At 60.2% G+C, this 23,630-nt stretch carries 26 protein-coding genes and 1 tRNA gene; 17 read left to right on the top strand and 10 right to left on the bottom strand.

The window, feature by feature from the left end; all coding sequences use genetic code 11:
• The first annotated feature begins 185 nt into the window (after window positions 1-185).
• Window positions 186-1,088: a LysR family transcriptional regulator gene (locus ACEVBK_RS08350; protein WP_375058141.1), complete on the top strand. Its 903-nt coding sequence runs from the start codon at window positions 186-188 to the stop codon at window positions 1,086-1,088.
• Here the strand turns inward: ACEVBK_RS08350 and focA are convergent.
• Both focA and ACEVBK_RS08360 read right to left on the bottom strand, forming a co-directional pair.
• Window positions 1,009-1,944 (bottom strand): formate transporter FocA, encoded by a 936-nt coding sequence (gene focA / locus ACEVBK_RS08355; protein ID WP_375058142.1) that lies wholly within the window; start codon window positions 1,942-1,944, stop codon window positions 1,009-1,011. The two genes, ACEVBK_RS08350 and focA, sit on opposite strands and share 80 nt — an antisense overlap.
• A gap of 118 nt (window positions 1,945-2,062) precedes the next feature.
• Window positions 2,063-3,385: a Na+/H+ antiporter family protein gene (locus ACEVBK_RS08360; protein ID WP_375058143.1), complete on the bottom strand. Its 1,323-nt coding sequence runs from the start codon at window positions 3,383-3,385 to the stop codon at window positions 2,063-2,065.
• A gap of 298 nt (window positions 3,386-3,683) precedes the next feature.
• Here ACEVBK_RS08360 and ACEVBK_RS08365 point away from each other — a divergent pair, with 298 nt between their 5' ends.
• Window positions 3,684-4,289 (top strand): peroxiredoxin C, encoded by a 606-nt coding sequence (locus tag ACEVBK_RS08365; RefSeq protein ID WP_375058144.1) that lies wholly within the window; start codon window positions 3,684-3,686, stop codon window positions 4,287-4,289.
• A gap of 53 nt (window positions 4,290-4,342) precedes the next feature.
• On the opposite strand, the gene ACEVBK_RS08370 is transcribed toward ACEVBK_RS08365, so the two are convergent.
• Both ACEVBK_RS08370 and ACEVBK_RS08375 read right to left on the bottom strand, forming a co-directional pair.
• The gene (locus tag ACEVBK_RS08370) at window positions 4,343-4,603 is read right to left on the bottom strand and encodes a hypothetical protein (RefSeq protein ID WP_375058145.1); all 261 of its coding nucleotides are present in this window, start codon (window positions 4,601-4,603) and stop codon (window positions 4,343-4,345) included.
• Between the two features lie 137 nt (window positions 4,604-4,740).
• Window positions 4,741-4,986 carry a TIGR02647 family protein gene (locus tag ACEVBK_RS08375; RefSeq protein WP_375058146.1) on the bottom strand — a complete coding sequence of 82 codons (246 nt, stop codon included), beginning with the start codon at window positions 4,984-4,986 and terminating at the stop codon, window positions 4,741-4,743.
• Window positions 4,987-5,159: 173 nt separating this feature from the next.
• On the opposite strand from ACEVBK_RS08375, the gene modF reads away from it, so the two are divergent.
• The 3 genes from modF to ACEVBK_RS08390 all read left to right on the top strand — a co-directional run bounded on the left by modF (window position 5,160) and on the right by ACEVBK_RS08390 (window position 9,653).
• Window positions 5,160-6,635 (top strand): molybdate ABC transporter ATP-binding protein ModF, encoded by a 1,476-nt coding sequence (gene modF, locus ACEVBK_RS08380; protein WP_375058147.1) that lies wholly within the window; start codon window positions 5,160-5,162, stop codon window positions 6,633-6,635.
• A 66-nt stretch (window positions 6,636-6,701) separates the two neighbouring features.
• Complete coding sequence (locus ACEVBK_RS08385; RefSeq protein WP_375058148.1) at window positions 6,702-7,358, top strand: cupin domain-containing protein; 657 nt, start codon at window positions 6,702-6,704, stop codon at window positions 7,356-7,358.
• A 246-nt stretch (window positions 7,359-7,604) separates the two neighbouring features.
• The gene (locus ACEVBK_RS08390) at window positions 7,605-9,653 is read left to right on the top strand and encodes a methyl-accepting chemotaxis protein (RefSeq protein WP_375058149.1); all 2,049 of its coding nucleotides are present in this window, start codon (window positions 7,605-7,607) and stop codon (window positions 9,651-9,653) included.
• 41 nt (window positions 9,654-9,694) lie between these two features.
• Here the strand turns inward: ACEVBK_RS08390 and rnt are convergent, their stop codons facing one another.
• The gene (gene rnt / locus ACEVBK_RS08395) at window positions 9,695-10,369 is read right to left on the bottom strand and encodes a ribonuclease T (RefSeq protein WP_375058150.1); all 675 of its coding nucleotides are present in this window, start codon (window positions 10,367-10,369) and stop codon (window positions 9,695-9,697) included.
• A gap of 256 nt (window positions 10,370-10,625) precedes the next feature.
• Between rnt and ACEVBK_RS08400 the strand changes: the two genes are divergently transcribed.
• Together ACEVBK_RS08400 and ACEVBK_RS08405 are read left to right on the top strand one after the other, a co-directional pair.
• Window positions 10,626-10,713: transfer RNA gene (locus ACEVBK_RS08400), tRNA-Ser, on the top strand.
• Between the two features lie 198 nt (window positions 10,714-10,911).
• Complete coding sequence (locus tag ACEVBK_RS08405) at window positions 10,912-12,582, top strand: AMP-binding protein (protein ID WP_375058151.1); 1,671 nt, start codon at window positions 10,912-10,914, stop codon at window positions 12,580-12,582.
• A gap of 155 nt (window positions 12,583-12,737) precedes the next feature.
• Here the strand turns inward: ACEVBK_RS08405 and ACEVBK_RS08410 are convergent, their stop codons facing one another.
• Both ACEVBK_RS08410 and ACEVBK_RS08415 read right to left on the bottom strand, forming a co-directional pair.
• Window positions 12,738-13,667, bottom strand: a complete 930-nt coding sequence (locus tag ACEVBK_RS08410) for a LysR family transcriptional regulator (protein WP_375058152.1) — start codon at window positions 13,665-13,667, stop codon at window positions 12,738-12,740.
• Window positions 13,668-13,784: 117 nt separating this feature from the next.
• Window positions 13,785-14,426, bottom strand: coding sequence for a DUF2982 domain-containing protein (locus ACEVBK_RS08415; protein WP_375058153.1), 642 nt, complete (start codon window positions 14,424-14,426; stop codon window positions 13,785-13,787).
• 96 nt (window positions 14,427-14,522) lie between these two features.
• On the opposite strand from ACEVBK_RS08415, the gene nfsA reads away from it, so the two are divergent.
• Window positions 14,523-15,248, top strand: a complete 726-nt coding sequence (nfsA, locus tag ACEVBK_RS08420; protein WP_375058154.1) for an oxygen-insensitive NADPH nitroreductase — start codon at window positions 14,523-14,525, stop codon at window positions 15,246-15,248.
• 73 nt (window positions 15,249-15,321) lie between these two features.
• Here the strand turns inward: nfsA and ACEVBK_RS08425 are convergent, their stop codons facing one another.
• Both ACEVBK_RS08425 and ACEVBK_RS08430 read right to left on the bottom strand, forming a co-directional pair.
• The gene (locus tag ACEVBK_RS08425) at window positions 15,322-15,765 is read right to left on the bottom strand and encodes a universal stress protein (protein ID WP_375058155.1); all 444 of its coding nucleotides are present in this window, start codon (window positions 15,763-15,765) and stop codon (window positions 15,322-15,324) included.
• Between the two features lie 41 nt (window positions 15,766-15,806).
• On the bottom strand, window positions 15,807-16,793 hold the full coding sequence (locus tag ACEVBK_RS08430; protein WP_375058156.1) for a YeiH family protein: 987 nt from the start codon (window positions 16,791-16,793) through the stop codon (window positions 15,807-15,809).
• A gap of 190 nt (window positions 16,794-16,983) precedes the next feature.
• On the opposite strand from ACEVBK_RS08430, the gene ACEVBK_RS08435 reads away from it, so the two are divergent.
• The 4 genes from ACEVBK_RS08435 to ACEVBK_RS08450 all read left to right on the top strand — a co-directional run bounded on the left by ACEVBK_RS08435 (window position 16,984) and on the right by ACEVBK_RS08450 (window position 18,581).
• On the top strand, window positions 16,984-17,184 hold the full coding sequence (locus ACEVBK_RS08435; RefSeq protein WP_375058157.1) for a hypothetical protein: 201 nt from the start codon (window positions 16,984-16,986) through the stop codon (window positions 17,182-17,184).
• A 72-nt stretch (window positions 17,185-17,256) separates the two neighbouring features.
• Window positions 17,257-17,391 carry a TIGR02808 family protein gene (locus ACEVBK_RS08440; RefSeq protein ID WP_375058158.1) on the top strand — a complete coding sequence of 45 codons (135 nt, stop codon included), beginning with the start codon at window positions 17,257-17,259 and terminating at the stop codon, window positions 17,389-17,391.
• A gap of 435 nt (window positions 17,392-17,826) precedes the next feature.
• Window positions 17,827-18,339 (top strand): phosphohistidine phosphatase SixA, encoded by a 513-nt coding sequence (gene sixA, locus ACEVBK_RS08445; protein WP_375058159.1) that lies wholly within the window; start codon window positions 17,827-17,829, stop codon window positions 18,337-18,339.
• A 32-nt stretch (window positions 18,340-18,371) separates the two neighbouring features.
• Window positions 18,372-18,581 carry a DUF1107 domain-containing protein gene (locus ACEVBK_RS08450; RefSeq protein WP_375058160.1) on the top strand — a complete coding sequence of 70 codons (210 nt, stop codon included), beginning with the start codon at window positions 18,372-18,374 and terminating at the stop codon, window positions 18,579-18,581.
• 171 nt (window positions 18,582-18,752) lie between these two features.
• On the opposite strand, the gene smrB is transcribed toward ACEVBK_RS08450, so the two are convergent.
• The gene (gene smrB / locus ACEVBK_RS08455; protein ID WP_375058161.1) at window positions 18,753-19,274 is read right to left on the bottom strand and encodes an endonuclease SmrB; all 522 of its coding nucleotides are present in this window, start codon (window positions 19,272-19,274) and stop codon (window positions 18,753-18,755) included.
• Between the two features lie 50 nt (window positions 19,275-19,324).
• Between smrB and prmB the strand changes: the two genes are divergently transcribed.
• The 5 genes from prmB to ACEVBK_RS08480 all read left to right on the top strand — a co-directional run bounded on the left by prmB (window position 19,325) and on the right by ACEVBK_RS08480 (window position 23,499).
• Entirely contained in the window at window positions 19,325-20,245 is a 921-nt protein-coding gene (gene prmB / locus ACEVBK_RS08460; RefSeq protein WP_375058162.1) for a 50S ribosomal protein L3 N(5)-glutamine methyltransferase, read from the top strand.
• A gap of 22 nt (window positions 20,246-20,267) precedes the next feature.
• A complete protein-coding gene (gene aroC / locus ACEVBK_RS08465; RefSeq protein ID WP_375058163.1) occupies window positions 20,268-21,350 on the top strand; it encodes a chorismate synthase in 1,083 nt (360 codons plus the stop codon).
• 187 nt (window positions 21,351-21,537) lie between these two features.
• Entirely contained in the window at window positions 21,538-22,062 is a 525-nt protein-coding gene (locus tag ACEVBK_RS08470; RefSeq protein ID WP_375058164.1) for an elongation factor P hydroxylase, read from the top strand.
• Window positions 22,063-22,077: 15 nt separating this feature from the next.
• Window positions 22,078-23,202, top strand: a complete 1,125-nt coding sequence (locus tag ACEVBK_RS08475; RefSeq protein ID WP_375058165.1) for an ATP-NAD kinase family protein — start codon at window positions 22,078-22,080, stop codon at window positions 23,200-23,202.
• Window positions 23,203-23,499, top strand: coding sequence for a YfcL family protein (locus tag ACEVBK_RS08480; protein ID WP_202084615.1), 297 nt, complete (start codon window positions 23,203-23,205; stop codon window positions 23,497-23,499).
• The last annotated feature ends 131 nt before the right edge of the window (window positions 23,500-23,630 follow it).

Consider the following 23,630-nt stretch of genomic DNA (forward strand, 5'->3'; position numbering starts at 1 on the left):
AGGACCGTCGACCGTTGGCGCCAGGGATGGGTTCACGGCGAGTCGGCGGGGCTGCTTCCTTTGGTTGAGTGCTCCGTTTTTCCGGCAGACATCAACAACCCGAATCTTCAGGCTTCAGTGTGACCCTTGCATTACCATCCATCAAATGAATAGTATTAATCAGTTTATTCATATGGTGAATATTGATGAAGCTGCACCAGCTCGACCTCAACCTGCTGCTCGCCTTCGACGCCCTCATGACCCAGCGCAACGTCACCCGGGCGGCGGAGCAGTGTTTTATCAGCCAGCCGGCCATGAGCCATGCCCTCAACCGGCTGCGTCAGTTCTTCGAAGATCCGCTGCTGGTGCGCAGCGCCACCGGCATGGTGCCCACGGCGCGGGCCGAGGAGCTGCAGCACACGGTGCGCCGGGCGCTGGCTCTGCTGGAGCAGGAACTGGGGCGGGAGGAACGCTTCGATCCCGCCACCTCCGGCCGGCGCTTCGTGCTCAGCACCACCGACTATGTGGAATGCGTGCTGGTGCCGCCGCTCATCCGCCGGCTGAAGACAGAAGCGCCCGGGGTACGTATCGAAATTGAGATTCTGCGAGACCGTCTGCCCGAGCAGGCCCTGGCCAACGGCGAGGTGGATCTGGTGCTGGGCTTCGATGAATACATGCAGGTACCGGCCTCGCTGCGAACCCAAACCTGGCTGACCGAGCCCCTGGCGGGGGTGGTCAGCCGGGATCATCCCACGGTGGGGGAGCGGCTCAGCCTGGATGAACTCACCCGGCTTCCCCATGTGTTCCATTCGCCGCTCGGCACCCGGGAGTCCATCGTCGATCGCTGGCTGGCGGGGCAGGGATTGAAGCGCACCATCTCGGTCAACAGCCAGAGCTACATGTCGGCGGCGGCCATCGTCGGGCAGAGCGACCACCTGCTGGTGCTGCCCAAAAAGGTGGCGGTGATGCTGGCCGACGCCTGGCCGCTGAAGCTGGTCCTACTGCCCGCCGACCTACCCGCCTACCATCTCAACTGCGTCTGGCATCCGTTGCATGACCGTCAGCCGGCGCTGCAGTGGCTGCGCAATCTGCTCCGCTCTCTGATTTAGCAGGCGGTGTCTGGCGCAGGTAGATCAGCCAGTAACAGAGCCCCACCAGCACCCCGCCGCCGATGATATTGCCGAGAGTAACCGGCAGCAGGTTGTGTAGCAGAAAGTTGGCCAGGGTCAGGTCGGCGAAATCGGCGGGCAGGGCGCCGGTCAGGGTCCAGAATTCGGGGCCGGCGAACTGCTGAATGGCGATGGCCAGGGGCACGATAAAGAGGTTGGCGATGCTGTGCTCGAAACCGCTGGCCACAAACATCGAGATCGGCAGCAGCATGACCAGCACCTTGTCGGTATTGCTGCGGCAGGAAAATGTCATCCACACCGCCAGGCAGACCATCATGTTGCACAGTATCCCTAAGGCCACGGCCTGTATAAAGCCGTGGTGCAGTTTGTGCCGGGCGATATTCAGGGTATTGAGGCCCCAGGCGCCGTCGGCGGCCAGATGCTGGCCGGCCAGCCAGATCAGCAGCACGAACAGCAGGGCGCCGCCCAGGTTGCCGAGGTAGACGATGATCCAGTTGCGCGCCAGTTGGCCCCAGCCGATGCGTCGGCTGGCCCGGGCGACGGTGGTGAGTACGCTGGAAGTAAACAATTCACCGCCGCAGATCACCACCAGAATGAGCCCTAGACTGAAGGCCAGGCCGCCGCCGAGGCGCGCCATGCCCCAGGGCAGACTGCCCGCGCCAGTGGTGACCGTGATGTAGAACACGAAGGCGATGGAGATAAAGACACCGGCGGTTACCGCCAATATGAAAGATTGTGACAGGGGGCGGCTGGCCTTGTATGCCCCCACGTCTTCGGCTTTTTTCGCCATTTCCGGCGGCAGCAGGGCATCAAAAATCGGGTCGTTCGGTTTCATGGTGGGAACCCCGGAGCTAAAAATGTAGTTTTATTCTAACAGTTCCGGGGTGACGAACAGCTTGACCTGGATCAGGTGAAAACCGGGTCGGCAAGGAGCGCTACCCTTGCCCCTTTGTTCAGAGCACCATGGCGGCCAGCCAGCCGAAGGCGATCAGCGGCAGGTTGTAGTGCAGGAAGGTGGGTACGACGGAATCCCAGATATGATCGTGCTGGCCGTCCGCGTTCAGGCCCGAGGTGGGGCCCAGGGTGGAGTCGGAGGCCGGCGAGCCCGCATCACCCAGGGCGCCGGCGGTGCCGATGATGGCCAGGGTGGCCAGGGGGGAAAAGCCCAGGGCGATGCACAGGGGCACATAGATGGGCGCAATGATGGGGATGGTGGAAAAGGATGAACCGATGCCCATGGTGATCAGCAATCCCACCACCAGCATCACCAGGGCGGCGAGGGCCCTGTTGTCGCCGATCAGGGCATCCACCGCCTGCACCAGGCTGCCGATACCGTCGGTGGCCTTGATCACGGCGGCGAAGCCGGCGGCGGCAATCATGATAAAGCCGATCAGCGACATCATCTTTACCCCCTGGGTGAAGGCATCCTGACTTTCCCTGAATTTGATGACGCCGCCCAGGGTGAAGATGACGAAGCCGACCATGGCGCCGAGGATGATGGAGTCGCTGTAGAGTTGCAGGCCCAGGGCGGTGAGGATGGCGAGCACGGCAATGGCAATATGGGAAGCGTTGATGCTGACATGCTCGGGCTCGATGGCCAGTATCCTGCCTTCGTCATAGTCCCGGGGCCGACGGTAGCTGATGAACACCGCCACCAACAGGCCGAGCAGCATGCCGCCGACGGGGATGGCCATGGCGGTGGGCAGCATGGTCTTGTCGGCCGCCACTCCGTTCTCGACCAGGTTGGCGAGCAGGATGTTGTTGAGGAAGATGCCGCCGAAGCCGACCGGCAGCAGCATGTAGGTGGCGGTGAGGCCGAAGGTGAGCACGCAGGCCACGGCACGCCGGTCCAGCCGTAGCTTGGCCATCACGTGCAGCAGCGGCGGGATCAGGATAGGGATAAAGGCGATATGCACCGGGATTAGGTTCTGGGAGGAAATGGCCACCAGCAGTATGGTGCACAGCAACAACGCCTTGATCCACAGTATACGGCCGGCGGTGGCGTCCTGGCCCAGGGCGCGGATCACCTTATGGGCGAGTAGGTCGGTGATGCCGGAGCGGGCGATGGCCACGGCAAAGGCGCCCAGCATGGCGTAACTCAGGGCGATGGTGGCACCGCCGCCGAGGCCGCCGGCGAAGGTATTGACCGCCTCGGTCAGCGGCATGCCGGCGACCATGCCGCCTGCGAGGGCACTGAGGGTAAGGGCGACCACCACGTTGATGCGCAGCAGGCTCAGGGCCAGCATCAGGCAGACGGCAACGACAACAGGATTCATGGGCTATCCTTACGGGATTTGGGTGAACGGGGAAGCGAAGGGGGCTAGTTTGCAAATTCAGCCGGGAATGTCGAGCATTATTTGGTTCGGCATCGTCTTCTATTGCCGATCCTGCTACCAGGGGGCGTTTGTACAGGGTATTGGCATCATGTCCGCCCGCCGGTGGCCGTGGTCACCGCCGGAACTTTACGCAACCGGCCGGCCTGCCCTTGGGTTTGGCGGCAGGCGCCCATATACTGTGTAGTCGAACGGCGTGGTTTCCTGGAAACCCCATATTGTAAACACCAAGGAGATATACATGAGCGTACTGGTAGGCCGCCCGGCCCCCGACTTTACCGCTGCTGCTGTACTGGGTAATGGCGAAATCGTTGATAACTTCAACCTGAAAGAGTTCACCGAGGGCAAAGCCGCCGTGGTGTTCTTCTACCCGCTGGACTTCACCTTCGTTTGCCCGTCCGAGCTGATTGCCTTCGATCACCGTTTTGAAGAATTCAAGAGCCGCGGCGTGGAAGTGATCGGCGTGTCCATCGATTCCCAGTTCAGCCACAATGCCTGGCGCAACACCCCGGTAGACAAGGGCGGTATCGGCCAGGTGAAATACCCGCTGGTCGCCGACGTCAAGCACGAGATCTGCAAGGCCTATGACGTAGAGCATCCGGAAGCCGGTGTGGCCTTCCGCGGCTCTTTCCTGATCGACGTCAACGGCGTGGTTCGTCACCAGGTGGTGAACGATCTGCCGCTGGGCCGCAACATCGACGAAATGCTGCGCATGGTCGACGCCCTGCAGTTCCACGAAACCAACGGCGAAGTGTGCCCGGCCCAGTGGGAAAAGGGCAAGCAAGGCATGCAGGCCTCTCCGGATGGCGTGGCCAGGTACCTGGCGGAGAACGCCGAGGGCCTGTAATACTCCCTCTGCGCTTATCGCATCAAAATGCCGGCACTCGTTGCCGGCATTTTTTATGGTTTATCCACGGCGCTGCGGGTTTGCATGCGAGGGGGGTCTTCCGCCGGTGGCGAGGCGAAACTCGGTTTGTCGTCGAACAGGCTCCAGAGCATCATCAATCCGGCCACCGCCATGGCGGCCAGCAGGAAGGACATGGGCTGGCGGATATAATAGGGGGCATTCGCCAGGTCTTCCCGCAATGCCTGGCAGTGGGGACATCGTCGGCGGTGAGCATAAAAGGGGCGACCACAGTGTCCACAGTGGGTGATGGTCATCTCCCGTCTCCATTTATTGTTATGCTCCAACCCTTAAAAATAATGCCGGCGGGCTGAAAATCCAGCCGGTGAGGTAACAAGGGGAGCCGTCCTGCGGGTACTCAGGGCCGCATCTGCCGCCCTGGCAGGAGTGTGATTCAGGCGGGGGTGGGTTCGCGCAACAGACGCAGCATGGCTTGGGCGTGTTCGCTGGCTTCCCGGCCCAGTTCGGTCAGGTAGCCGCCGTCACTCAGGGTGATCAGTCCCTTGTCGTGCAGCCGTACGGCTGCCGTGATCACCGCCGGGTCCGCATCATGATGTACCTTGATCCCCTGCTGGGTGGTATCGAGATCGAAATGCAGCAACAGATTCAGTTCATCCATCAGGGCCTGGTTATAACGCATAAAAGCTCCTCAGCGGAGGGTGGGTGACATGCAGACGTTAGCCTGTTCTGGCGCGCCGGGTTGAGGGCTGGCTCACAAATCCGGATCCAGGGTATCAATTTTGTCTCTTGCATCCCGCGGCCGGGTTATTGATGATGTCTTTTTGCCGATTAATCGAGAAGGATCAAGGCCGTATGTCCGCCATCAGTATCAGGGATGCCCAGTTTTCCATCAGCGAACACCATCGACTGACCATCGGAGGGCTCGAGCTCGAGGAGGGGCAGTGCTGGGGCTTTGTCGGTGCCAACGGCAGCGGAAAAACGGCTCTGGCCAGAGCCCTGGCCGGGGAGCTGCCACGGCTGGCCGGCCAGTTCAGCAATGGCTTTAGGCGTATCGAGTGGGTCTCCTTTGAGCAGTTGCAGTGGTTGGCCGACCGGGAGCGGGAGGAGGATGAAAGCGATCTGCTCGATTACGAGGATCAGGGCCACAGCGCCCGGCAGATCATCCTGGAGGGCGGGGGCGAGGCGGCGGCTCTGGAGGAACTGGCCGGACGCTTCGGCATTGCGGGGCTGCTGGATCGCGGTTTCAAGTATCTCTCTACCGGAGAAACCCGCAAGGTGTTGTTGTGCCGAGCCCTGCTACAAGCGCCGGAACTGTTGATTCTGGACGAACCCTTCGACGGCCTGGACGTGCATGCGCATGCAGGCCTGATGTTGCTGCTGCAAGAGCTGGCGGCGGCGGGGCAGACGCTGGTCTTGATCCTCAACCGATTTGAGGAAATACCCGATTTTGCCGACCGGCTCGGCATACTGACCGAGTGTGAGCTGACCACCGCTGGGCCCCGCGCCGAGGTGACGGCATCGGCCGAGCTGGTGCAACTGACCCATCTGGCGGCGATGGAGCAGGCGAGCCGGGCGCTGCCGCCGGCGGATCCGGACGCGGTGCGGCGTACCCTCGACCCCGGCACCCCGCGCATCATCATGCGCGATATCAGGGTCAGCTACGGTGGTCACAATATCCTCGATGGCTTGAGCTGGCAGGTAGATCCGGGTGAGCACTGGCAGATAATCGGCCCCAATGGGTCCGGCAAGTCGACCCTGCTCAGCCTGGTCACCGGCGACCATCCGCAGGGCTACAGTAACGATCTCACCCTGTTCGGCCGTCGTCGGGGCAGCGGTGAAAGCATCTGGGATATCAAACAGCATATCGGCTATGTCAGCACCACCATGCAGCAGGACTACCGGGTCACCGCCACGCCGCGCTCGGTGATCCTGTCCGGCTTCTTCGATTCCGTCGGTGTTTATCAGCAGCCCGGATCCAGCCAGTTGGCCCTGGCCGAGCAATGGCTGGCGCTGCTCGGCCTGCAGGGCCAGGCCAACGTGCCGTTCCGGAGCCTGTCCTACGGCCAGCAGCGGTTGCTGCTGATCGCCCGGGCCATGGTCAAACACCCCCCCATTCTGATCCTGGACGAACCCTTGCAGGGGCTGGATACCTTCAACCGCCACTGGGTCAAACGCTGGATCGATCTGCTGGTGGCCGAAGGCGGTACCCAGTTGCTGTTTGTGTCGCACCATCAGGAGGATGCGCCGGCCTGTATCAGCCACCGCCTGAGCTTCGTCAACGCAGGCACTGGCTACATTTATCGCTGCGAGGCACTGAAAGGGGCTTGACCGCAAACCAAGGCGGGGCGAGGATGGGATCCCCTTTGTCTGTCGGGACATTAACCGATGCTGAATATGGACTTTTCTCAACGACTGACCCTTCCCTATGATGCTTCCCGCTGGCAGCCTGCACCGGCTGCCGGCGTGTGGCGCTATCCGCTGGAGCGGGAGCAGGCGGAAAGCGGTCATGTCACCAGCCTGGTTCGGTTTGAACCGCACGCCCGCTTTCCCGAGCATCAGCACCCCCAGGGTGAGGAATTCTGGGTGCTGGAAGGCACCTTTTCCGATGAGCGGGGCGATTACCCCGCCGGTAGCTATGTACGTCATCCCCCCCAGAGCCGGCACGGCTCCTTCAGTGACGAAGGTTGTGTGATCTTCGTCAAGCTCAACCAGTTTGCCGGGGGGGATAGCGAGCTATTGCATCTCCGGCCCGAGCAAGGCCTGTGGATCACCGGCGAACACGGCTATCGGCGTTTGCCGCTGCACAAGCATGCCGGGGTGAGCACCAGCCTGTTGGACTTTCCCGCCGGTGGCCGCTTTCCGTCCTGCTGTTACAAGCATGGCCTGGAGATCCTGGTGCTGGAGGGGCATCTGAACGAGGGCGCGCTCCGCTATCCGGCCCTGAGCTGGCTGCGTTTCCCGCCCGGCACCGTGCCCGGGCTGGAAGCGGACGGTCGCACCCGGCTGTGGGTCAGAACCGGGCACCTCCAACCCGCCATCGGGAGCGAATAACGATCAGGAAGTAAGGAACGCCGGCTCACCAGGGTGAGCCGGCCGGTGCGCGGGTTCCCTTTCCGTGTTGCCATTCGGCCGCTCTGAAGTATTTGTCTTCGTCCCGCGATTGGCCGAATAATCCGCGTCCAGCCATGCCGCTTGATCCACGTCAAACAAAAAAACGACCTGGCCCAAGTATTGCCTTCAGCCAGGCGCGACGATGCCGATAAACTGGTCATTCTTGGCGGTATCACGAGGCATTGCATGACGTCACTCAAGCTCACCCACAAACTCGGCTTACTGGTATTGTTGCCCCTGGCGGCACTGTTTCTGTTTGCCACCCTCTATGCAATGGCGAGTTATCGCAACATGGTCAATGCCGCGGACATGCTGCCCATTACCCGGCTGGCGGCGCACGCCGGTCAGCTGGCGCACCAGTTACAGGCGGAACGCGGTTTGTCGGCCAGCAGTATCAATGACAGTCGTGGCGACTTTGTCTCCCGGTTGACCGAGCAGCGAGCCCGAACCGAGCAGGCCCTGCGTCAGTTGGAACAGGGCCGCCGCCAGCAGTCGACGAGTGCTGATGTCGCCAGTCGCTACCAGGCCCTGCAGCAGGCGTTGGGCCGGCTCGAGGGACTGCGCCGGCAGGTGGATGGCAAGCAACTGACGGTGCCCCAGGTGGTCGACGACTACAGCCAGGTGATCGCCGCCTTGCTGGCGGTGATCGACGGCGCCGTGCCGCTGGCGGCGGATGCGCCCCAGGCTGCCTCCCTGAGCGCCTACAGCGCCTTTCTCCAGGCCAAGGACAGGTTGGGGTTGCTCAGGGCCAGCCTGAGTTCGGCCCGGGTGGCGGGGCAGTTCAGCCCGGAAATGTACCGTCGGTTCACGGCTCTGGAGGCTCAGTACCAGGCCTATATGGAACGCTTTATGGTGCTGGCCGACCCCTTATGGCGTGATCGGTTTACGGCGGTGCAGGGGACAACGGCAGCACGGGAAGTGCAGGATGCCATCAACCAGGCTCACCGGCAGCACGGCCACAGTGCGCTGAGTGGTGATGCCAGCGCCTGGTTTACCTTGGCCACGGGGTATATCGATGCCATCAAGGGGGTCGAGGATCAGTTTGCCTTCAGCCTGGCCCACACCGGTGAGCAGGGCTATCTGGCTGCACGCAACAGCTTTGTGTTTTCACTGGTGCTGAGTCTGGCGGTGGCCCTGCTGACCCTGGCGATATGCGGTCTGATACTGCGCCAACTGCGACGTGGCTTCGCGGCGCTGCAACAGGGCATCATGCGCATTGCCCATCGCCAGGATTTCAGCCAGCCGGTGACGGTGGCGAGCCAGGATGAACTGGGCGAGCTGGCCGGCGCCATCAATCGCATGCAGCATCAGTTGTCCACCCTGCTCGGTCAGATGCGGGATACCTGTGAACACCTGACGGCACACAGCGGCCATACCCGTCAGACCCTGCAGGTGATCCAGCAGGATCTGGACCGGGGGCTGGGGCAGGTGGACCTGGTGGTGTCTGCCGCCACCGAAATGTCGGCCACCGTGGCCGAGATTGCCCGCCATGCCTCGGAAACCTTTTCTGCCGCCAACCACACCATTGCCAGGGCGTCAGACGGCGACCACAAGGTGGACGGCACCATTGCCGCTATCGAGCAGGTCGCGGCCTCGCTGGAACACGGCGAGGCCAAGGTGGTTGAAGTGGCGGGGTACAGTCGGGACGTGAGCAATTTCCTTGAAGTGATCAAGCAGATTTCCGACCGGACCAATTTGCTGGCGCTGAATGCGGCTATCGAAGCGGCCCGGGCCGGCGAGTCGGGGCGGGGCTTTGCGGTGGTGGCCGAAGAGGTGCGGGCCCTGGCGATGCAGACCCAAAGCACGGCCGACCAGATTGAGGAAATGCTGACCCGGCTGCGCCAGGGCAGTGAGCAGGCGGTCGAGGCAATGGGACAGGGACGCAGCCGCAGCCTGGCTTGCGTGAGCGAGGCCAAAACTGCGGGTGCCCAGTTGTCCGCCATCGTTGAGGAAATCAGCCAGGTGAACGCCATGACCGAGCAGGTGGCGACGGCAACCGAAGAGCAAAGAACTGTGACCGATGATATCCAGCACAACATAGTGGTGATGAAGCAGGGATACGACAGTACCCAAGGCTGTGCCGGCGAACTGGTGCGCGGCAGTGAAATGATGGAGCAGATGGTGATCGAGCTGGATGGCCGGCTCAAGGCCTTTACCCTGGGGAGTGGCGCCTGGCGGCGTGATGACATACAGGTGCCGCCGTTGAACGGGAGCCCGGCGACAGGGCGAGGCTAACGAGAAACCCGGTGCCGGCCATCCTGGCCGGCCCGAGCTGCTTATTCCTGTGGTGCCGGTTCGTCGAAGGTCGGTGTTTCCATTTGCCCGAGCGGCCAGCCGCCCAGTTCTTTCCAGCGATTGACGATAAGGCAGAACAGCTCGGCGGTTTTGCGGGTATCGTAGAGGGCGCTGTGCGCCTCTTTGTTATCGAAACTCATGCCCGCCGTTTTGCAGGCCTTGGCCAATACGGTTTGTCCAAGCGCCAGACCGGCGAGGGTGGCGGTATCGAAGGTGGCAAAAGGGTGGAATGGGTTGCGCTTGATGCCCGAACGCTCGGCTGCGGCCATCACAAAACCATGATCGAAGGTGGCATTGTGCGCTACCACGATGGCGCGCTGACACTGGTTGGCCTTGAGGCCCTTGCGTATTCCCTTGAAGATTTGCTCCAGGGCCTCGTGTTCGCTCACCGCCCCGCGCAGGGCACTGTAGGGATCGATGCCGGTAAACGCCAGGGCGGCCGGTTCCAGGTTGGCGCCCTCGAAAGGTGACACATGAAAATGATAGGTCTGATCCGGACTCAGCCAACCGTTCCTGTCCATTTTCAGGGTAATGGCGGCAATTTCCAGCAAGGCATCGGTCCTGGCATTGAAACCGCCGGTTTCCACGTCGATCACCACCGGATAGTAGCCCCGAAAGCGCTCGTGGAGCTGAGTAGATGCTGCTGTCACCGTCATTATCGTCCTAACTTTACCTTAAAAACCGGGCGCTTATTATGCCAGAGTCACTCGGTATCGTCGCCTGCAATGGCTCCCCGGGAGCGGTAGCCAGGCCGTCTGGCGCAATATTGCGCAAACGCGTCGGAATGGTGAGAAAAAGATTGCACCCATGCCGTGTCTTTCCTACTATACGCCCCGCTGAAAGGGCAAGGCCCTTCTATGTTCGGCAAGCCGGTGAAGGTAACACCGATGACAAAAAACACCACAACAATTTGGTGAGGTGTCCGAGTGGCTGAAGGAGCACGCCTGGAAAGTGTGTATACGGCAACGTATCGAGGGTTCGAATCCCTCCCTCACCGCCACATTGAAAAGCCCGCAGCAATGCGGGCTTTTTGCTGTCTGTCCCGCACGAGGCGACGGCCGCATGGCCAGAGCCGATCCTTGTCGTTTGAAAGCTGATATTGTGAATACCATCAATTACCTAGCCATCATGATGCTGGTGCTTTCGGCAGTTTTTGTAATACTGTTGTTAATCTAGCCCCGCAGACACAAGGATAGTTATGAGCACACATACCGATAAGCTGCCTCTGGAAATGCTCTACTACTGGGCCGAACACAAGCCTGACGATATCTACCTGCGTCAGCCCAAAGACGGTCACTGGCACCAGTACAGCTGGGCCCAGGTACTGGAGCAGGCAGCCCGGCTGGTGGCCGGCCTGCGGGCCCTGGGACTCGAGCCGGGTGATAAAGTGGCCCTGTTGTCCAAAAACTGTGCCGAATGGTTTATCTGCGACTTTGCCTTGCAGATGGGGGGCTTTGTCAATGTGCCCATCTATCCCACCGCCGGGGCCGAGACCGTGCGCTACGTGCTGGAGCACAGCGAGGGCAAGGCCATCTTCACCGGCAAGCTGGACGACCCCGGGGTGCAGGAGCCGGGCATTCCCGATGGTATTATGCGCATCAGCATGCCTTATCCGTCCACCATGCAGACCCAGCATCGCTGGGAAAGCCTGCTCGCTCAGGAACCGATCACCGAGCGTCCGGTACCGGAACGGGACAGCCTGATGAGCCTGGTGTATACCTCCGGCAGCACCGGTGACCCCAAGGGTGTGATGATCGGCTTCGGCGCCTACGCCGCCGCCTGCCAGGGCATACTGCAGACCACCGGTCTCAGCAGTGAGGACAGGGCCTTTTCCTACCTGCCGTTGTCGCATATTACCGAGCGGGTCTACATCCTCGGTGCCAGCCTCTACGGCGGGGTTCCGGTGGGATTCGCCCAAAGCCTGGACACCTTTATCGAAGACGTGAAAACCATCTCGCCCACGGTGTTTGTTTCGGTGCCCCGGTTATGGACCAACTTCCGTAGCCGCATCCTGGAAAAACTGCCCCAGAAAAAACTGGATCTGCTGCTTAAGATCCCCTTCATCTCCGGCCTGGTAAAGAAGAAAATCCGTGCCGGCCTGGGCTTGAGTGCCGCCCGTATCCTCGGTTGCGGCTCGGCGCCGGTGTCGCCCTCACTGCTGCGCTGGTATGAAAGGCTGGACATGCCCATCACCGAAGCCTGGGGCATGACCGAGAACCTGGCCTACTCCACCCTCAACTATCCCTATCGTTCCGACAAGGTCGGTACCGTGGGCAAGCCCGGGGTCCAGGTGGAAATCCGCATTGCGGACAATGGCGAGGTGCTGTGTCGTTGCCCGGGAATGATGAGCGGTTATTACAAGCAGGAGTCCGCCACCCGCGACACCTTGCAGGACGGTTGGCTGCATACCGGCGATCAGGGCAAGCTGGATGCGGAGGGCTACCTCACCATCACCGGGCGGATGAAAGACGCGTTTAAAACCGCCAAGGGCAAATATGTGCTGCCGGTGCCGATAGAAGCTCTGTTGATCGAGAATGAGCTGATCGAGCAGGTGTGTGTCATTGGCAGCGGCCAGGCTCAGCCCATCGCCCTGGTGCAGCTGGCGGAAGGGGTCGATCAGCGCCATAAGGGACCCATTGCCGAGCAGTTGGCGATGACCCTGGGCCAGGTTAACCAGAAGCTGGAGAGTCACCAGCGGCTGGGCGGCATCCTGGTGATGAAGGCGTCCTGGACGGTGGAAAATGACATCATGACGCCCACACTCAAGATCAAGCGGCATCTGCTGGAGCAGAGATACGCCGATCTTGACCAGCGCTGGCCAGGCGGGCAAGTGGTACTGTGGGAGCAGGATTTACCGGGGGGAAGTTGATTGTTGCAAAAATGGAATAATGACTTTTTTCGTTTTACAGAATAACTGCTAATTCATCCGGGAGAGCTATGTTACCTTTTTGTTCAAGCTTACTTACATTTATCTTTTGTTAGTGGAATCGGGCAGACGGAAGCTGCCCATTTTTTTTCCGCATTTTATTCCTCTTCGCTTTTATCCTGCCAGTTTCTTACCCAGGTCGATGCCAGCCGCTCGCGCATGTGTTTGTCGATAAACTCGATAAAGGTATTCAGCCGCACCGGTGCCAGTTCCCTGTTGTGATAGACCATATGAAAGGGGCGCTTCCCGCCCAGCCAGGATGACAATATCGGGCGCAGCAGCCCGGCATCTACATGATGGGCCACATAATGTTTGGGCACGTTGACGATCCCCAGGCCCTGAATGGCGGCCTTGACCGCCGACTGCATCTGGTTGACCGACAGCCGGGCCACCGGCTTCAGGTGAAAGCGGCGCCCGTCTTCATGGGTCAGCAGCCAGTTGCGATGTGGCCAGCACTGGATGATATGGTGCTGATCCAGCTCTTCCGGCAACATCGGCATGCCCTGCTGTTCTACGTAGTGGGGAGAGGCGAACAGGCCGTAGTGCACCTCGCCCAGGCGACGGGCCCGCAGGCTCGAATCGGGCAGCTCGCCACTGAAGAACACCACGTCCAGATCCGTATCCAGCAGGCTGGTGTAGTCGTTGCTTTGCAGCAGCTCGATGCGGATCGCGGGATAACGCAGGCAAAATTCGGTGATGCCGTCGATCAGAAAGGTATTGGAAATGGCAATGGGTGCGGCCACCTTGATAAGGCCGCTCATGCGCTGGCTCTGGCCCTGGATATCACCGGTCACCTGTTCCATTTCCGTGAGCAGCGGGTGCAGTCGTTCGAAATAACGCCGGCCTTCCTCGGTCAGCTGCAGCTTGCGGGTGGTGCGGCTCAGCAGCTTGCAGCCGAGCGATTGCTCCAGGGCCGAAATGCGCCGGCTGAGGGTGGCGGTCGGCATGCCCAACTGGGCGGCGGCATGGGAAAAGCCGCCTTGTTGCACGACTTTGACGAATAAATAAAAGGCATCCAGGTTTTTCATACAGCTTGTCGTATTCCGTTGGTGCTCATGTCGGGTACAACCGTCGGGTCGAATCTATTCGACCCGGGCGGTGAAATCCACCGAAATAAACAGGCCAAGATCAATTTTGTACGGCCATCATGATGATGGCTGCAGATAACGACGCATCAGCGCCACAAAGGCGGGAGGGTCCCGATCCAGGTTGGACTCGTGTACCAGCAGATCGTAGCCATAGAGTTCGCGCAGATGGGTCATGCGGTGGCCGAGCATGGCAGGCAGGCCGTCATAATGCCGGCCGTTGGCCGAACGGTAATGATTGTCCTCCACCAGCCAGTCCTGCAGCCGGCTGCGACTGACGGCGCCGTGGCGCAGGGCCATGGCCAACAGGGGACGTTGATCGGTCAGCAGATGCACCGTCAGGCGCGGCGTCATCAACGGCAGAAATTCGTCGTAGTCACGGATTTTGATGCCGACATAAGGCAGTTCCACCAGATCCAGCCCGGAGTGAAGCCGGGGCTGGTCGACCCGGACGATGTTGCTCCAGTGCAGGCTCCAGCCGCCAATCTTGTGATGAAAATGCAGGTTGTCGGCACTCAGGGAAAAGCTGTATACCGGTTCGCGCAGCTTGAGAATACCGAGAATCGTCATGACCAGGCCGGCCAGGAACAGAAAAATCACCACCAGATGACCTCGTCCGCCGAGCCAGTACAGTACCAGTGCCAGCACCAGCATCACGGCCATGCCGGCCAGAGTGAGGGCCAGCCCATGGCGACGTGACATCGGCTCTATATGTTGGGTTTCCCGCACCGTCTCTCCCATTCGGAGCATGATTCCATTAATGTGATGATACACAAAGACCAACAGCAAGAGGTAAAAATGACAACCGCCATCGAGGTGATGCATCGTCACAGATCCATCCGCAAGTTTACCGAGCAACCGCTGGCTCCCGAACACCTGGAGGCTATTATGGCCTCAGCCCAGGCTGCCCCCAGCTCCAGCTTCCTGCAGGCTTCGGCGGTGATCCGGGTGACCGATCCCGAACTCAGAGCCCGGCTGCTGCCCCTGTGCGGCAATCAGGCCTACGTGGTCGGGGCCGCCGAGTTCTGGGTATTCTGTGCCGATTTTCATCGCCACCTGCAGTGGGTGCCCGAAGCCAGGACCGGCTTTGCCGAACAATTGCTTATCGGCGCCATCGACACCGCCCTGATGGGGCAGAATGCGCTGACGGCGGCGGAGTCACTGGGGCTGGGCGGTGTCTTTATCGGGGCAGTACGCAACCACCCGCATGAGCTCAGCGAGCTGCTGGCGCTGCCCAAGGGGGTGATCCCCCTGTTCGGGCTCTGTCTCGGCCACCCTGCCCAGGATCCCGAGCCCAAGCCCCGGCTGCCTACCGCCCTGATGTTTTTTGAAAACGGCTACCCGGCGTACCAGGATGAGGCCCTGATGCGGGACTATGACGAACGGGTGCGCCACTACTATCACACCCGTACCGGCGGCAACAAGGACATGAGTTGGACCGGGCAGATAGGGGAGACCCTGGCCAGGGAGGCGCGTCCCTTCATGCTGGAGTTTCTGCACCGCCAGGGATTTTGCCTGCGTTAGCTTATGCCTGTTTGGGAGCGCGGATTTTTGTCTTCCGCCTGAGATCCAAGGAAGGGAATACCCGACCGGGCGGCTAGTCCTCACCCTTGTCAGACAACTTGACCACCAGCAGGTCGCAGTTGCTGATATCGAGAAAACCCACGGTGTGGGAGAAAAGATGGCCGAGGAAATGATGCTCGAGCTGGTGGCCGCAGATCAGCAGGTCGGCGTTTTTTTCCTTCACCGCCAGGCGCACCGCCTGGCGGACATCGCCGCTCGGCAGAGAGAGACTGGCCACCTGATGCTGAGCGTCCTTGAGCATCTGCATGATCACATGACCGCTTTCCAGCCGCAGTTTCATCTTGAGCTGGCGCAGATCCATGTTCAGGCTGCCCACGTAGATGCCGCTTACGTCCGGCTCCACATGGACGATGTGTAGCCCGGCCTGATAGCACTCCGCCAGTTCCACCGCCCGCTTCAGCAAGGGTTTTTCCCTGTGGTTCAGCTCCAGGGCCACCAGAATATTACGATAGGGCATCTCCGCCTCCTTTGGACCGGCGGCGCTGTGCTCGCCGGTGACTACAGCCAGGATGTCGCCATATGGGTCACTATCAGCCCGTTGACCACTAAATGCAAGAACAGGATGGCGGCCAGCGCCAGCGGCTTCCAGCCTACCGACCTGAGCCCGCCGAGTTGGGTTCCCAGTCCCAACGCCGCCATCGCCATGGTCAGGGCCCAGGTATCAAGATGCTTGATGGCGGTAACCCAGATCGGCGGCAGGCTCAGCAGAGAATTGCATACCACCACGGCGATAAAACCGAAGGCAAACCAGGGGAGGGGAGCGCGTACCACCTGGGTGCCGCTTTGACGACAGAGCCAACTGCCGAGCACCAGTAGCAAGGGGGCCAGCATCATCACCCGGGTCAGCTTGGTGATCACCGCCGTTTGCGCCACATCATCGCCCATGGCGGTGCCGGCGGCAACCACTTGCGCTACTTCATGTACGGTAGCGCCGGTATAGATGCCCATGGCCTGGGGGGAAAGCCCAAGCCAGGGATATAGCATGGGATAGACAAACATGGCCAGGGTACCGAACAGGACTACAGTGCCCACGGCAACCGTGGTTTGCTGGGGTTTGGCGCGGATCACCGGCTCGGTGGCGAGGATGGCGGCGGCGCCGCAGATGGCCGATCCCGAGCCCACCAGCAGGCTGGTAGTAGCATCCAGGCCCAGCCAGCGCCGGCCCAGCCAGTAGGCCAGAGCCAGGGTGGACAGCAGCATCACCGCATCGACCACCAGGGCGCCGGTGCCGACCTCGGCCATTTGCTGCAGGGTGATGTTGATGCCGTAAAAGGCAACCCCGATGCGCAGCAGCCTTTTCTTGCAGAACTCCAGGCCGGGTTGCCACCCTTGCCGGGCCAGGTTCGGCAAGGTATTTCCCAAGACCAGGCCAATCAGGATGGCGAGAATCAAGGGGCTGATGGCGGTGTCGAATGGTTGGGTCAGCACCATGCTGACCGCCGCCAACAGTGCGGCGAGGCCTACCCCCCGGATAACGATAAGCATGACGGCTCCTCCTTTCTTAACTAATGGGGGCCAGTGTAGGAGGATGATTTAATTAATAAAAATTGAAGTTTTTTAGTGTATTTATCAATTTAATTGATGTTTGTTTTGTGTACATCTTTAATGTGTTTTGTACACTGAATGACAAGGTGAATCGGGTTGTGCTAATCTTGCGCCATTGGGAGGGCTGTACATGATCCTTATTCTTAGCTTGATGGCACCCCTGTTTGGGGGGCTGTTTTACATCGCTGCACTGCAATGTGCCTTACCGCCGCGGCGTTGGGCCCTGCTCGGTTGCCTGTTCGGTCCGGCAGCATTTCCCCTGTTCATGGCCAAGCGGCGTTGGTCGCTGGTGTGCGCCCGTGGCATGGGGTATGCCCTGCTTCGGGCCTGATTTGATCTTGCGCAAGGCCTGATCGGTCTCTTCTGCTAGACTGCCCCCATCGGGATCTGCTTGGAGCATGTTATGAGTGCACTGGAAAAATTAATCTGGAATGTCTTGGGTTATACCGCTATGCCACTGATTTTCTTGACCGGTTTTATCGGCGTATCGGTAGTGACCTGCCTTATCCTGATGTGGATGGATAAGCGCAAAGACTGAGTGTGCCTTTAGTTGATTAAGATCAAACCGGTGAACAGGCAGAGCGCTTATGCTCACACCCGTTGGCGCCACGTCAACAAGCTGATGATCACCTGGGTGATCTCAGGTTCTGGTTTCTGTTCACTCGTTAGTATGTAATCTTTTCGACTGGCCTTCCGGCCAGTTTTTTTTGCTCGTTTTTCACCAAAATGTCATCAACACTGGGCACACTCTGATACCGCCGGAGCTTGGCCGACCTGCCTGACTGTGCTCTCGTCCGAAAAAGCGAATGATTTTCGGTAGAGTTGTGTTCTTTATGTTATAGCTAAGATAAGAACGAAAAAAGAGTTCCTGCCACTTGGTTAAATGGTGAGCTGGATCCTTGAGCACAACGAGACGCAGGGGTATGATGCCCGCCGTTTATAAAGGCGGGGTTCGCCTGAAAGTGAGGTGGAGATGAATATCTTTATCATGCGCCACGGCCAGGCGGCACCGGAAGCATCCAGTGATGCTTTACGGCCTTTGACCGGACAGGGAAGGGATGAGACCTGTTTGATGGCGCAATGGCTGGCACGGCAAGTGCCGGTATTTGATCGTGTGCTGGTCAGTCCTTATCTGCGAGCCAGGCAAACCTGGCAGCAGGTATCCAAGCATATAACCGGAACCCAGGTGGAGTGTTGCGAAGAGCTCACTCCCAATGCCGACGCGGACATCGCCGCCAGCCTGCTGCTGGCCTATGGCGACCTGCACCGGCAGGATAATCTGCTGGTGGTCAGTCACATGCCGCTGGTTGGTTTTCTGGTCGAGAGTCTGTGCCCGGCAACAATGGCACCGATTTTCGTGACCTCGGGTATTGCCAAAATAATCCTCGAGCAAGGTCAGACTCCCGTGTTCAACTGGCTGGAAGGACCGCACAACGTCCGTCCCCACTATGAACAGCCTTGTCACCTTCTCGGGTCTTTAGGGTAAGTGATAATAAGGAAAATAAGCAGAGGTGAATCATGCGTATTTTTAATAAGTATCAGCCTTTGTTGATTGCCAAGTATGTAAAAACTTTTTTCAGTGGACGTTTATACATTCGTGGCAGAGGTGCTTTCCTGTATGCCAAGGGAGTGCTGGTGATGCCGGCTCATGCCGATGAGCGCCACCGGGTAACGGTACAGGAAATCAATAGTCTGATTGGTCGTCTGCAGGAACCGCAAACCGCCTGATGGCCGCGGGCCGCCCAACCCTGTTCAAAGGCTGGATATGTTTCGGCCTTTGTCATTTCTGATGCTCTGCCACAGGATCTGAGTAGGGCCCTGCAGGGCCTGACTATCCAACCCCGGTGCCCGGTTTGGTCGAGCCTGGGGGCGCCTTTATGGCAGGGGTATTGGTCGAATTCAAATGTCGGTCTTGAGCAGTACCAGTAGGGCGGCGTCACCGCCCCATTCCCGGGTGGCCTGATGAAAGGCCAGCACTTGAGGATGCTGGGCCAGCCACATCGGCAGCCGTTGCTTCAGGATATGTTTGCCGTGACCGTGCATGATTGACACGCACCTGGTGTGCTGGCGGCGGGCAGCCAACAGCAGGGCCGATAACTCTTCCTTGGCCTGATCCTGGGTCAGGCCGTGCAAATCCAGAAACAAATCCGGTACATAGTCGCCTCGCCGCAGTTTTTTCAGCTCATAGGCGGAGGTGTCCGGCTGCCGGAAACGGGTGGGGCCGTCCTGATCCAGATAAGGCTCGTAGATATCGGAAAACGGATGGGCTTCGGCACTGTCTTTACGCACAATTTGCCGCTGCGCTTTCACCTTGACCGGCGCCCGGTGCGGACTTATGGTATCCTGCTTCAATTTGCGGACACCCTGCACCGCCTCCTTAAAGAGCGCTTTTTCGTCGTCTTTGGGGGTGGTGGTGGTCATGTCTGCGTCCGATTATTCAAAAACAGCCATTTTATCGAGGCGGAGGGGTTTTGGACACGCTTTTTAATGATGAGGCGCTCACCGAGTTGCACACCATCGGCGACTGGTTGCGCTTTGCCGTCAGCCGTTTTCAGCAGGCAGGCCTGTTTTACGGCCATGGTACCGACAACGCCTGGGATGAAGCGGTACAACTGGTGCTGCCATTGCTGCACCTGCCGCAGGACTGCCCGCCCCAGGTGCGCGATGCCCGCTTGCTGCCGAGCGAACGCAAGCAACTGCTGGATGCCTTGCAACGGCGGGTGGAGCAGCGTATTCCCACCCCCTATCTCACCCACACCGCCTGGTTTGCCGGTTACGAGTTTTACGTGGACGAGCGGGTCTTGATCCCGCGCTCGCCCATCGCCGAACTGATCGACACCCGTTTCGCGCCCTGGCTGGCCCACGACCCCCTGCGCATCATGGACTTGTGCACCGGCTCCGGCTGCATTGCCATCGCCCTGGCTCATGCCTTCCCCGACGCCGAGGTGGACGCCCTGGATATTTCCCGGGAAGCGCTGGACGTGGCGGAGATCAATATCCAGAATCATGGCCTCGAACAGCAGGTGATCCCCATCGAGTCCGACCTGTTTGCGGCCCTGCCGGCAGGCGACAAGTATGACCTGATTGTGGCCAATCCACCCTACGTGGACGACGAGGACATGAGCGACCTGCCTGAGGAGTTCCGCCATGAGCCCGAATTGGCACTGGCGTCCGGCAGCGACGGCCTGGACTTCACCCGCCGCCTGCTGGCCCAGGCCTGCGATTTTCTTACCGACGACGGCGTGCTGGTGGTGGAAGTGGGCAACAGCCAGATCCACCTGGAAGACGCCTACCCCGAACTGCCCCTGTCCTGGGTCGAGTTTGAAAAGGGTGGCCACGGTGTTTTCGTGATCAGCCGGCGTGATCTTTTGCCCTTTCGGGAACAGTTTTAATTTCAATAAAGGAAATCAATCAATGGCAGGGAACAGTATCGGAACCCTCTTTCGTGTCTCCACCTTTGGCGAGAGTCACGGCCTGGCCCTGGGCGCCGTGGTGGACGGCGTGCCGCCGGGCGTGGCGCTTTGTGAAGCGGATTTGCAGCAGGATCTGGACAGGCGCAAGCCCGGCACTTCCCGCTTTACCACCCAGCGACGGGAGGCGGACCAGGTCAAGATCCTGAGCGGCGTGTTCGAAGGCAAGACCACCGGCACCTCCATCGGCCTGTTGATCGAGAATACCGATCAGCGCTCCCAGGATTATTCCGCCATCAAGGATCTGTTTCGCCCGGGTCATGCGGATTATACCTACCATCAGAAATACGGTTTCCGTGACTATCGCGGCGGCGGCCGCTCCTCGGCGCGGGAAACCGCCATGCGTGTGGCGGCCGGCGCCATCGCCAAGAAGGTGCTGGCCCAGTTCGGTGTGTCCATCTATGCCCACCTGACCCAGCTTGGCCCGATTAAGGCGGAAGCCTTCGATCAGAGCATCATCGAGAGCAACCCCTTCTTCTTTGCCGATGCGGGCAAGCTGGAGCAACTCGATGAATACATGCGCGAGCTGAAAAAAGAGGGCAACTCCATCGGCGCCAAGATCCAGGTGGTGGCCAAGGGCGTGCCCGTGGGCCTGGGCGAGCCGGTGTTCGACCGCCTGGACGCGGACATCGCCCATGCCTTGATGAGTATCAATGCGGTCAAGGGGGTGGAGATCGGCGACGGCTTTGCGGTGGTCGAGCAGAAGGGCTCCGAGCACCGGGACGAGATGACTCCCGAAGGCTTTACCAGCAACCATGCGGGTGGGGTATTGGGGGGCATTTCCAGTGGCCAGGATATCGTCGCCAGCATTGCACTTAAGCCGACGTCCAGCATCATGGTTCCGGGCAAGACCATCGACGTTGAAGGCAACCCCACCGAGATGGTGACCCGCGGCCGCCACGACCCTTGTGTCGGCATTCGCGCCGTGCCCATCGCCGAGGCGATGCTGGCCATAGTGCTGCTCGACCACCTGCTGCTGAACCGGGCACAGAACGCCGGGGTCGAGACCAGCACACCCAAGCTGTAGGGTCGAATTTATCCGACCATGCCGTGGTGCCGGCGGCGCAATGGCCCATGGCTATGGGCCCTGGGGCCCGTTATCTCCGCGAAGGCGGGAATCCAGTCGAGCCGGCGGCGGTCCCCGGTGTCGCAGCTCTTGTGTACCCCTCGCGAGCGAGTAAAATAGCGGCCCTTAACAGAGGGCCGTTTTTATTATGTCATTTTGTTACCGGGATCTGATTTTCCTGTTTAACCAATGCTTCGCCGACACGTACAATACCTGCCTCGAGCTGGGGAATGACGAGCCCATTTACCTGCCGGCAGACGCCGAAGTGAGTCATCATCGCATTATTTTTGCTCATGGTTTCTTCGCCAGCGCCCTGCATGAAGTAGCTCATTGGTTGTTGGCGGGGGAGGCCAGACGTACCCAGGTGGACTACGGCTATTGGTACCATCCCGATGGCCGTGACGCGCTGGCCCAGCAGCAGTTCGAGGCGGTGGAAGTCAAACCCCAGGCCATCGAATGGGCGTTGTCGCTCAGTTGCGGCTTTCCCTTTAACGTCAGTTGCGACAACCTCAACGGCAACGTGGAGCCGGATCGCCACGCCTTCAAGGCCCGGGTGCGGCAGCAGGCCTTGTGCTATCTGGATGAGGGGTTTCCCCCCCGGGCGCGGGCCTTTATGGCGGCATTGCAGCGCCACTACCGGCAACCCGTGCTGAAGGCGGCGGATTTTGGCTGAGAGCAGAGGGCAGAGATGTTTAAGATTGGCTTGATTATCAATCCGTTGGCAGGCCTGGGCGGCAGCGTGGCACTGAAGGGCAGCGACGGCCTGGCCGAACAGGCCCGGGCCCTGGGTGCCGAGCCCCGCGCCCTGCAGCGAAGCACCTTGGCCCTGGCGGAGCTGGCGGAACTGAAAGAGCACTTCATGATTTATACCGTGGCCGGCGAAATGGGCGAAACGGTGTGCCGTGCCCTGGAGCTGCCGTTCGAGGTCTGCTACCAGGCCGCCAGCCCCAGCACCGCCGAGGATACCCACCGGGCGGTGCCGCTGTTGCTGGAGCAAGGTATCGATCTGCTGCTGTTCGCCGGTGGCGACGGCACCGCCCGGGACATCTGCGCCGAGGTGCCGGAGCGGCTCTGCGTACTCGGCATTCCCGCCGGGGTGAAAATCCACTCCGGCGTGTACGGGGTGACGCCGGCCGGCACCGGTCGGCTGCTGGCCAGGCTGGTGCGCGGCGAGCCGGTGAGCCTGGTGGAAGCGGACGTGATGGATATCGACGAGGCCGCCTTCCGCGAGGGGCGGGTACGGGCTCGCCGTTATGGCGAAATGCTGATTCCCGGCGAGCTCAACTATGTGCAGGCGGTGAAAGTCGCCGGCAAGGAGTCCGCCGAGCTGGTGTTGACCGATATTGCCGACGACATCATCGAGCGGATGGAGGACGACACTTATTACCTCATGGGATCGGGCACCACCGTGGCGGCGGTGATGGAGCGGCTCGGCCTGGAGAATACCCTGTTGGGCGTGGATCTGGTGTACCGGAAGCGCCTGATTGCCTCGGATCTGGACGCCAGAGGCCTGTATGAACGGATCAAGGATAAGAAGTGCAAGCTGGTGATCACCCTGATCGGGGGCCAGGGCCATATTTTCGGCCGTGGTAATCAGCAGCTCAGTCCCCAGGTGATCAGAGCCGTGGGGCGCGACAATATCTGGCTACTGGCGACCAAATCAAAGCTTAACTCGCTTCATGGGCGCCCGTTGCGAGTGGACACCAATGATCCCATGCTTGACCGTGAATTGGGCGGTCTGATCCGGGTGATCACTGGCTATCATGATGAAGTTCTGGTTCGGGTGGCAAACCCGGAATACGAGGCTCAATGAATGAATATTTTTGAATTTGAACGGCTGCTGCTGGCAGAAATCGATGCTCAGGTGGCCGAGGCCAGCGACGATCAGCTGTTTGCCGGCGGCTACCTGCGCGGGCACATCACCCTGGCGGTGGCCCAGAGCGAGTTGTCTGGCCGCAACCATATCCGGGATGTGAAAGCCCGGGTCAAAACCAGCCTCAACCAGGCCATTCTGAGTGGCGAGCTGAACGACGACGACCAGAAACTGGTGCTGGGCTTTTGGCTCAAACTGGTTGACAAGGTGGAGCGGCAGGCGGCATCCGCCGAATAAGGCGGGGCAAAGGGATAAAAAGAAAGGGCCGGTGCCATGTTGGCACCGGCCCTTTTTGCAGATACAGCGACGTGACCTGAGGTGGTCCGCCTACAGCCGCAGCCTTGGCCGAGGACCGTCACTCAGCGGGC

This window comes from Zobellella sp. DQSA1 (genome assembly GCF_041950555.1).
Lineage (GTDB): Bacteria > Pseudomonadota > Gammaproteobacteria > Enterobacterales > Aeromonadaceae > Oceanimonas.

Excerpts from the sequence above, each read along its gene's own strand:
- ACEVBK_RS08350 (WP_375058141.1), top strand. The coding sequence starts at position 186 with ATGAAGCTGCACCAGCTCGACCTCAACCTGCTGCTCGCCTTCGACGCC.
- focA (WP_375058142.1), bottom strand. The coding sequence starts at position 1,944 with ATGAAACCGAACGACCCGATTTTTGATGCCCTGCTGCCGCCGGAAATG.
- ACEVBK_RS08360 (WP_375058143.1), bottom strand. The coding sequence starts at position 3,385 with ATGAATCCTGTTGTCGTTGCCGTCTGCCTGATGCTGGCCCTGAGCCTG.
- ACEVBK_RS08365 (WP_375058144.1), top strand. The coding sequence starts at position 3,684 with ATGAGCGTACTGGTAGGCCGCCCGGCCCCCGACTTTACCGCTGCTGCT.
- ACEVBK_RS08370 (WP_375058145.1), bottom strand. The coding sequence starts at position 4,603 with ATGACCATCACCCACTGTGGACACTGTGGTCGCCCCTTTTATGCTCAC.
- ACEVBK_RS08375 (WP_375058146.1), bottom strand. The coding sequence starts at position 4,986 with ATGCGTTATAACCAGGCCCTGATGGATGAACTGAATCTGTTGCTGCAT.
- modF (WP_375058147.1), top strand. The coding sequence starts at position 5,160 with ATGTCCGCCATCAGTATCAGGGATGCCCAGTTTTCCATCAGCGAACAC.
- ACEVBK_RS08385 (WP_375058148.1), top strand. The coding sequence starts at position 6,702 with ATGGACTTTTCTCAACGACTGACCCTTCCCTATGATGCTTCCCGCTGG.
- ACEVBK_RS08390 (WP_375058149.1), top strand. The coding sequence starts at position 7,605 with ATGACGTCACTCAAGCTCACCCACAAACTCGGCTTACTGGTATTGTTG.
- rnt (WP_375058150.1), bottom strand. The coding sequence starts at position 10,369 with ATGACGGTGACAGCAGCATCTACTCAGCTCCACGAGCGCTTTCGGGGC.
- ACEVBK_RS08405 (WP_375058151.1), top strand. The coding sequence starts at position 10,912 with ATGAGCACACATACCGATAAGCTGCCTCTGGAAATGCTCTACTACTGG.
- ACEVBK_RS08410 (WP_375058152.1), bottom strand. The coding sequence starts at position 13,667 with ATGAAAAACCTGGATGCCTTTTATTTATTCGTCAAAGTCGTGCAACAA.
- ACEVBK_RS08415 (WP_375058153.1), bottom strand. The coding sequence starts at position 14,426 with ATGTCACGTCGCCATGGGCTGGCCCTCACTCTGGCCGGCATGGCCGTG.
- nfsA (WP_375058154.1), top strand. The coding sequence starts at position 14,523 with ATGACAACCGCCATCGAGGTGATGCATCGTCACAGATCCATCCGCAAG.
- ACEVBK_RS08425 (WP_375058155.1), bottom strand. The coding sequence starts at position 15,765 with ATGCCCTATCGTAATATTCTGGTGGCCCTGGAGCTGAACCACAGGGAA.
- ACEVBK_RS08430 (WP_375058156.1), bottom strand. The coding sequence starts at position 16,793 with ATGCTTATCGTTATCCGGGGGGTAGGCCTCGCCGCACTGTTGGCGGCG.
- ACEVBK_RS08435 (WP_375058157.1), top strand. The coding sequence starts at position 16,984 with ATGATCCTTATTCTTAGCTTGATGGCACCCCTGTTTGGGGGGCTGTTT.
- ACEVBK_RS08440 (WP_375058158.1), top strand. The coding sequence starts at position 17,257 with ATGAGTGCACTGGAAAAATTAATCTGGAATGTCTTGGGTTATACCGCT.
- sixA (WP_375058159.1), top strand. The coding sequence starts at position 17,827 with ATGAATATCTTTATCATGCGCCACGGCCAGGCGGCACCGGAAGCATCC.
- ACEVBK_RS08450 (WP_375058160.1), top strand. The coding sequence starts at position 18,372 with ATGCGTATTTTTAATAAGTATCAGCCTTTGTTGATTGCCAAGTATGTA.
- smrB (WP_375058161.1), bottom strand. The coding sequence starts at position 19,274 with ATGACCACCACCACCCCCAAAGACGACGAAAAAGCGCTCTTTAAGGAG.
- aroC (WP_375058163.1), top strand. The coding sequence starts at position 20,268 with ATGGCAGGGAACAGTATCGGAACCCTCTTTCGTGTCTCCACCTTTGGC.
- ACEVBK_RS08470 (WP_375058164.1), top strand. The coding sequence starts at position 21,538 with ATGTCATTTTGTTACCGGGATCTGATTTTCCTGTTTAACCAATGCTTC.
- ACEVBK_RS08475 (WP_375058165.1), top strand. The coding sequence starts at position 22,078 with ATGTTTAAGATTGGCTTGATTATCAATCCGTTGGCAGGCCTGGGCGGC.
- ACEVBK_RS08480 (WP_202084615.1), top strand. The coding sequence starts at position 23,203 with ATGAATATTTTTGAATTTGAACGGCTGCTGCTGGCAGAAATCGATGCT.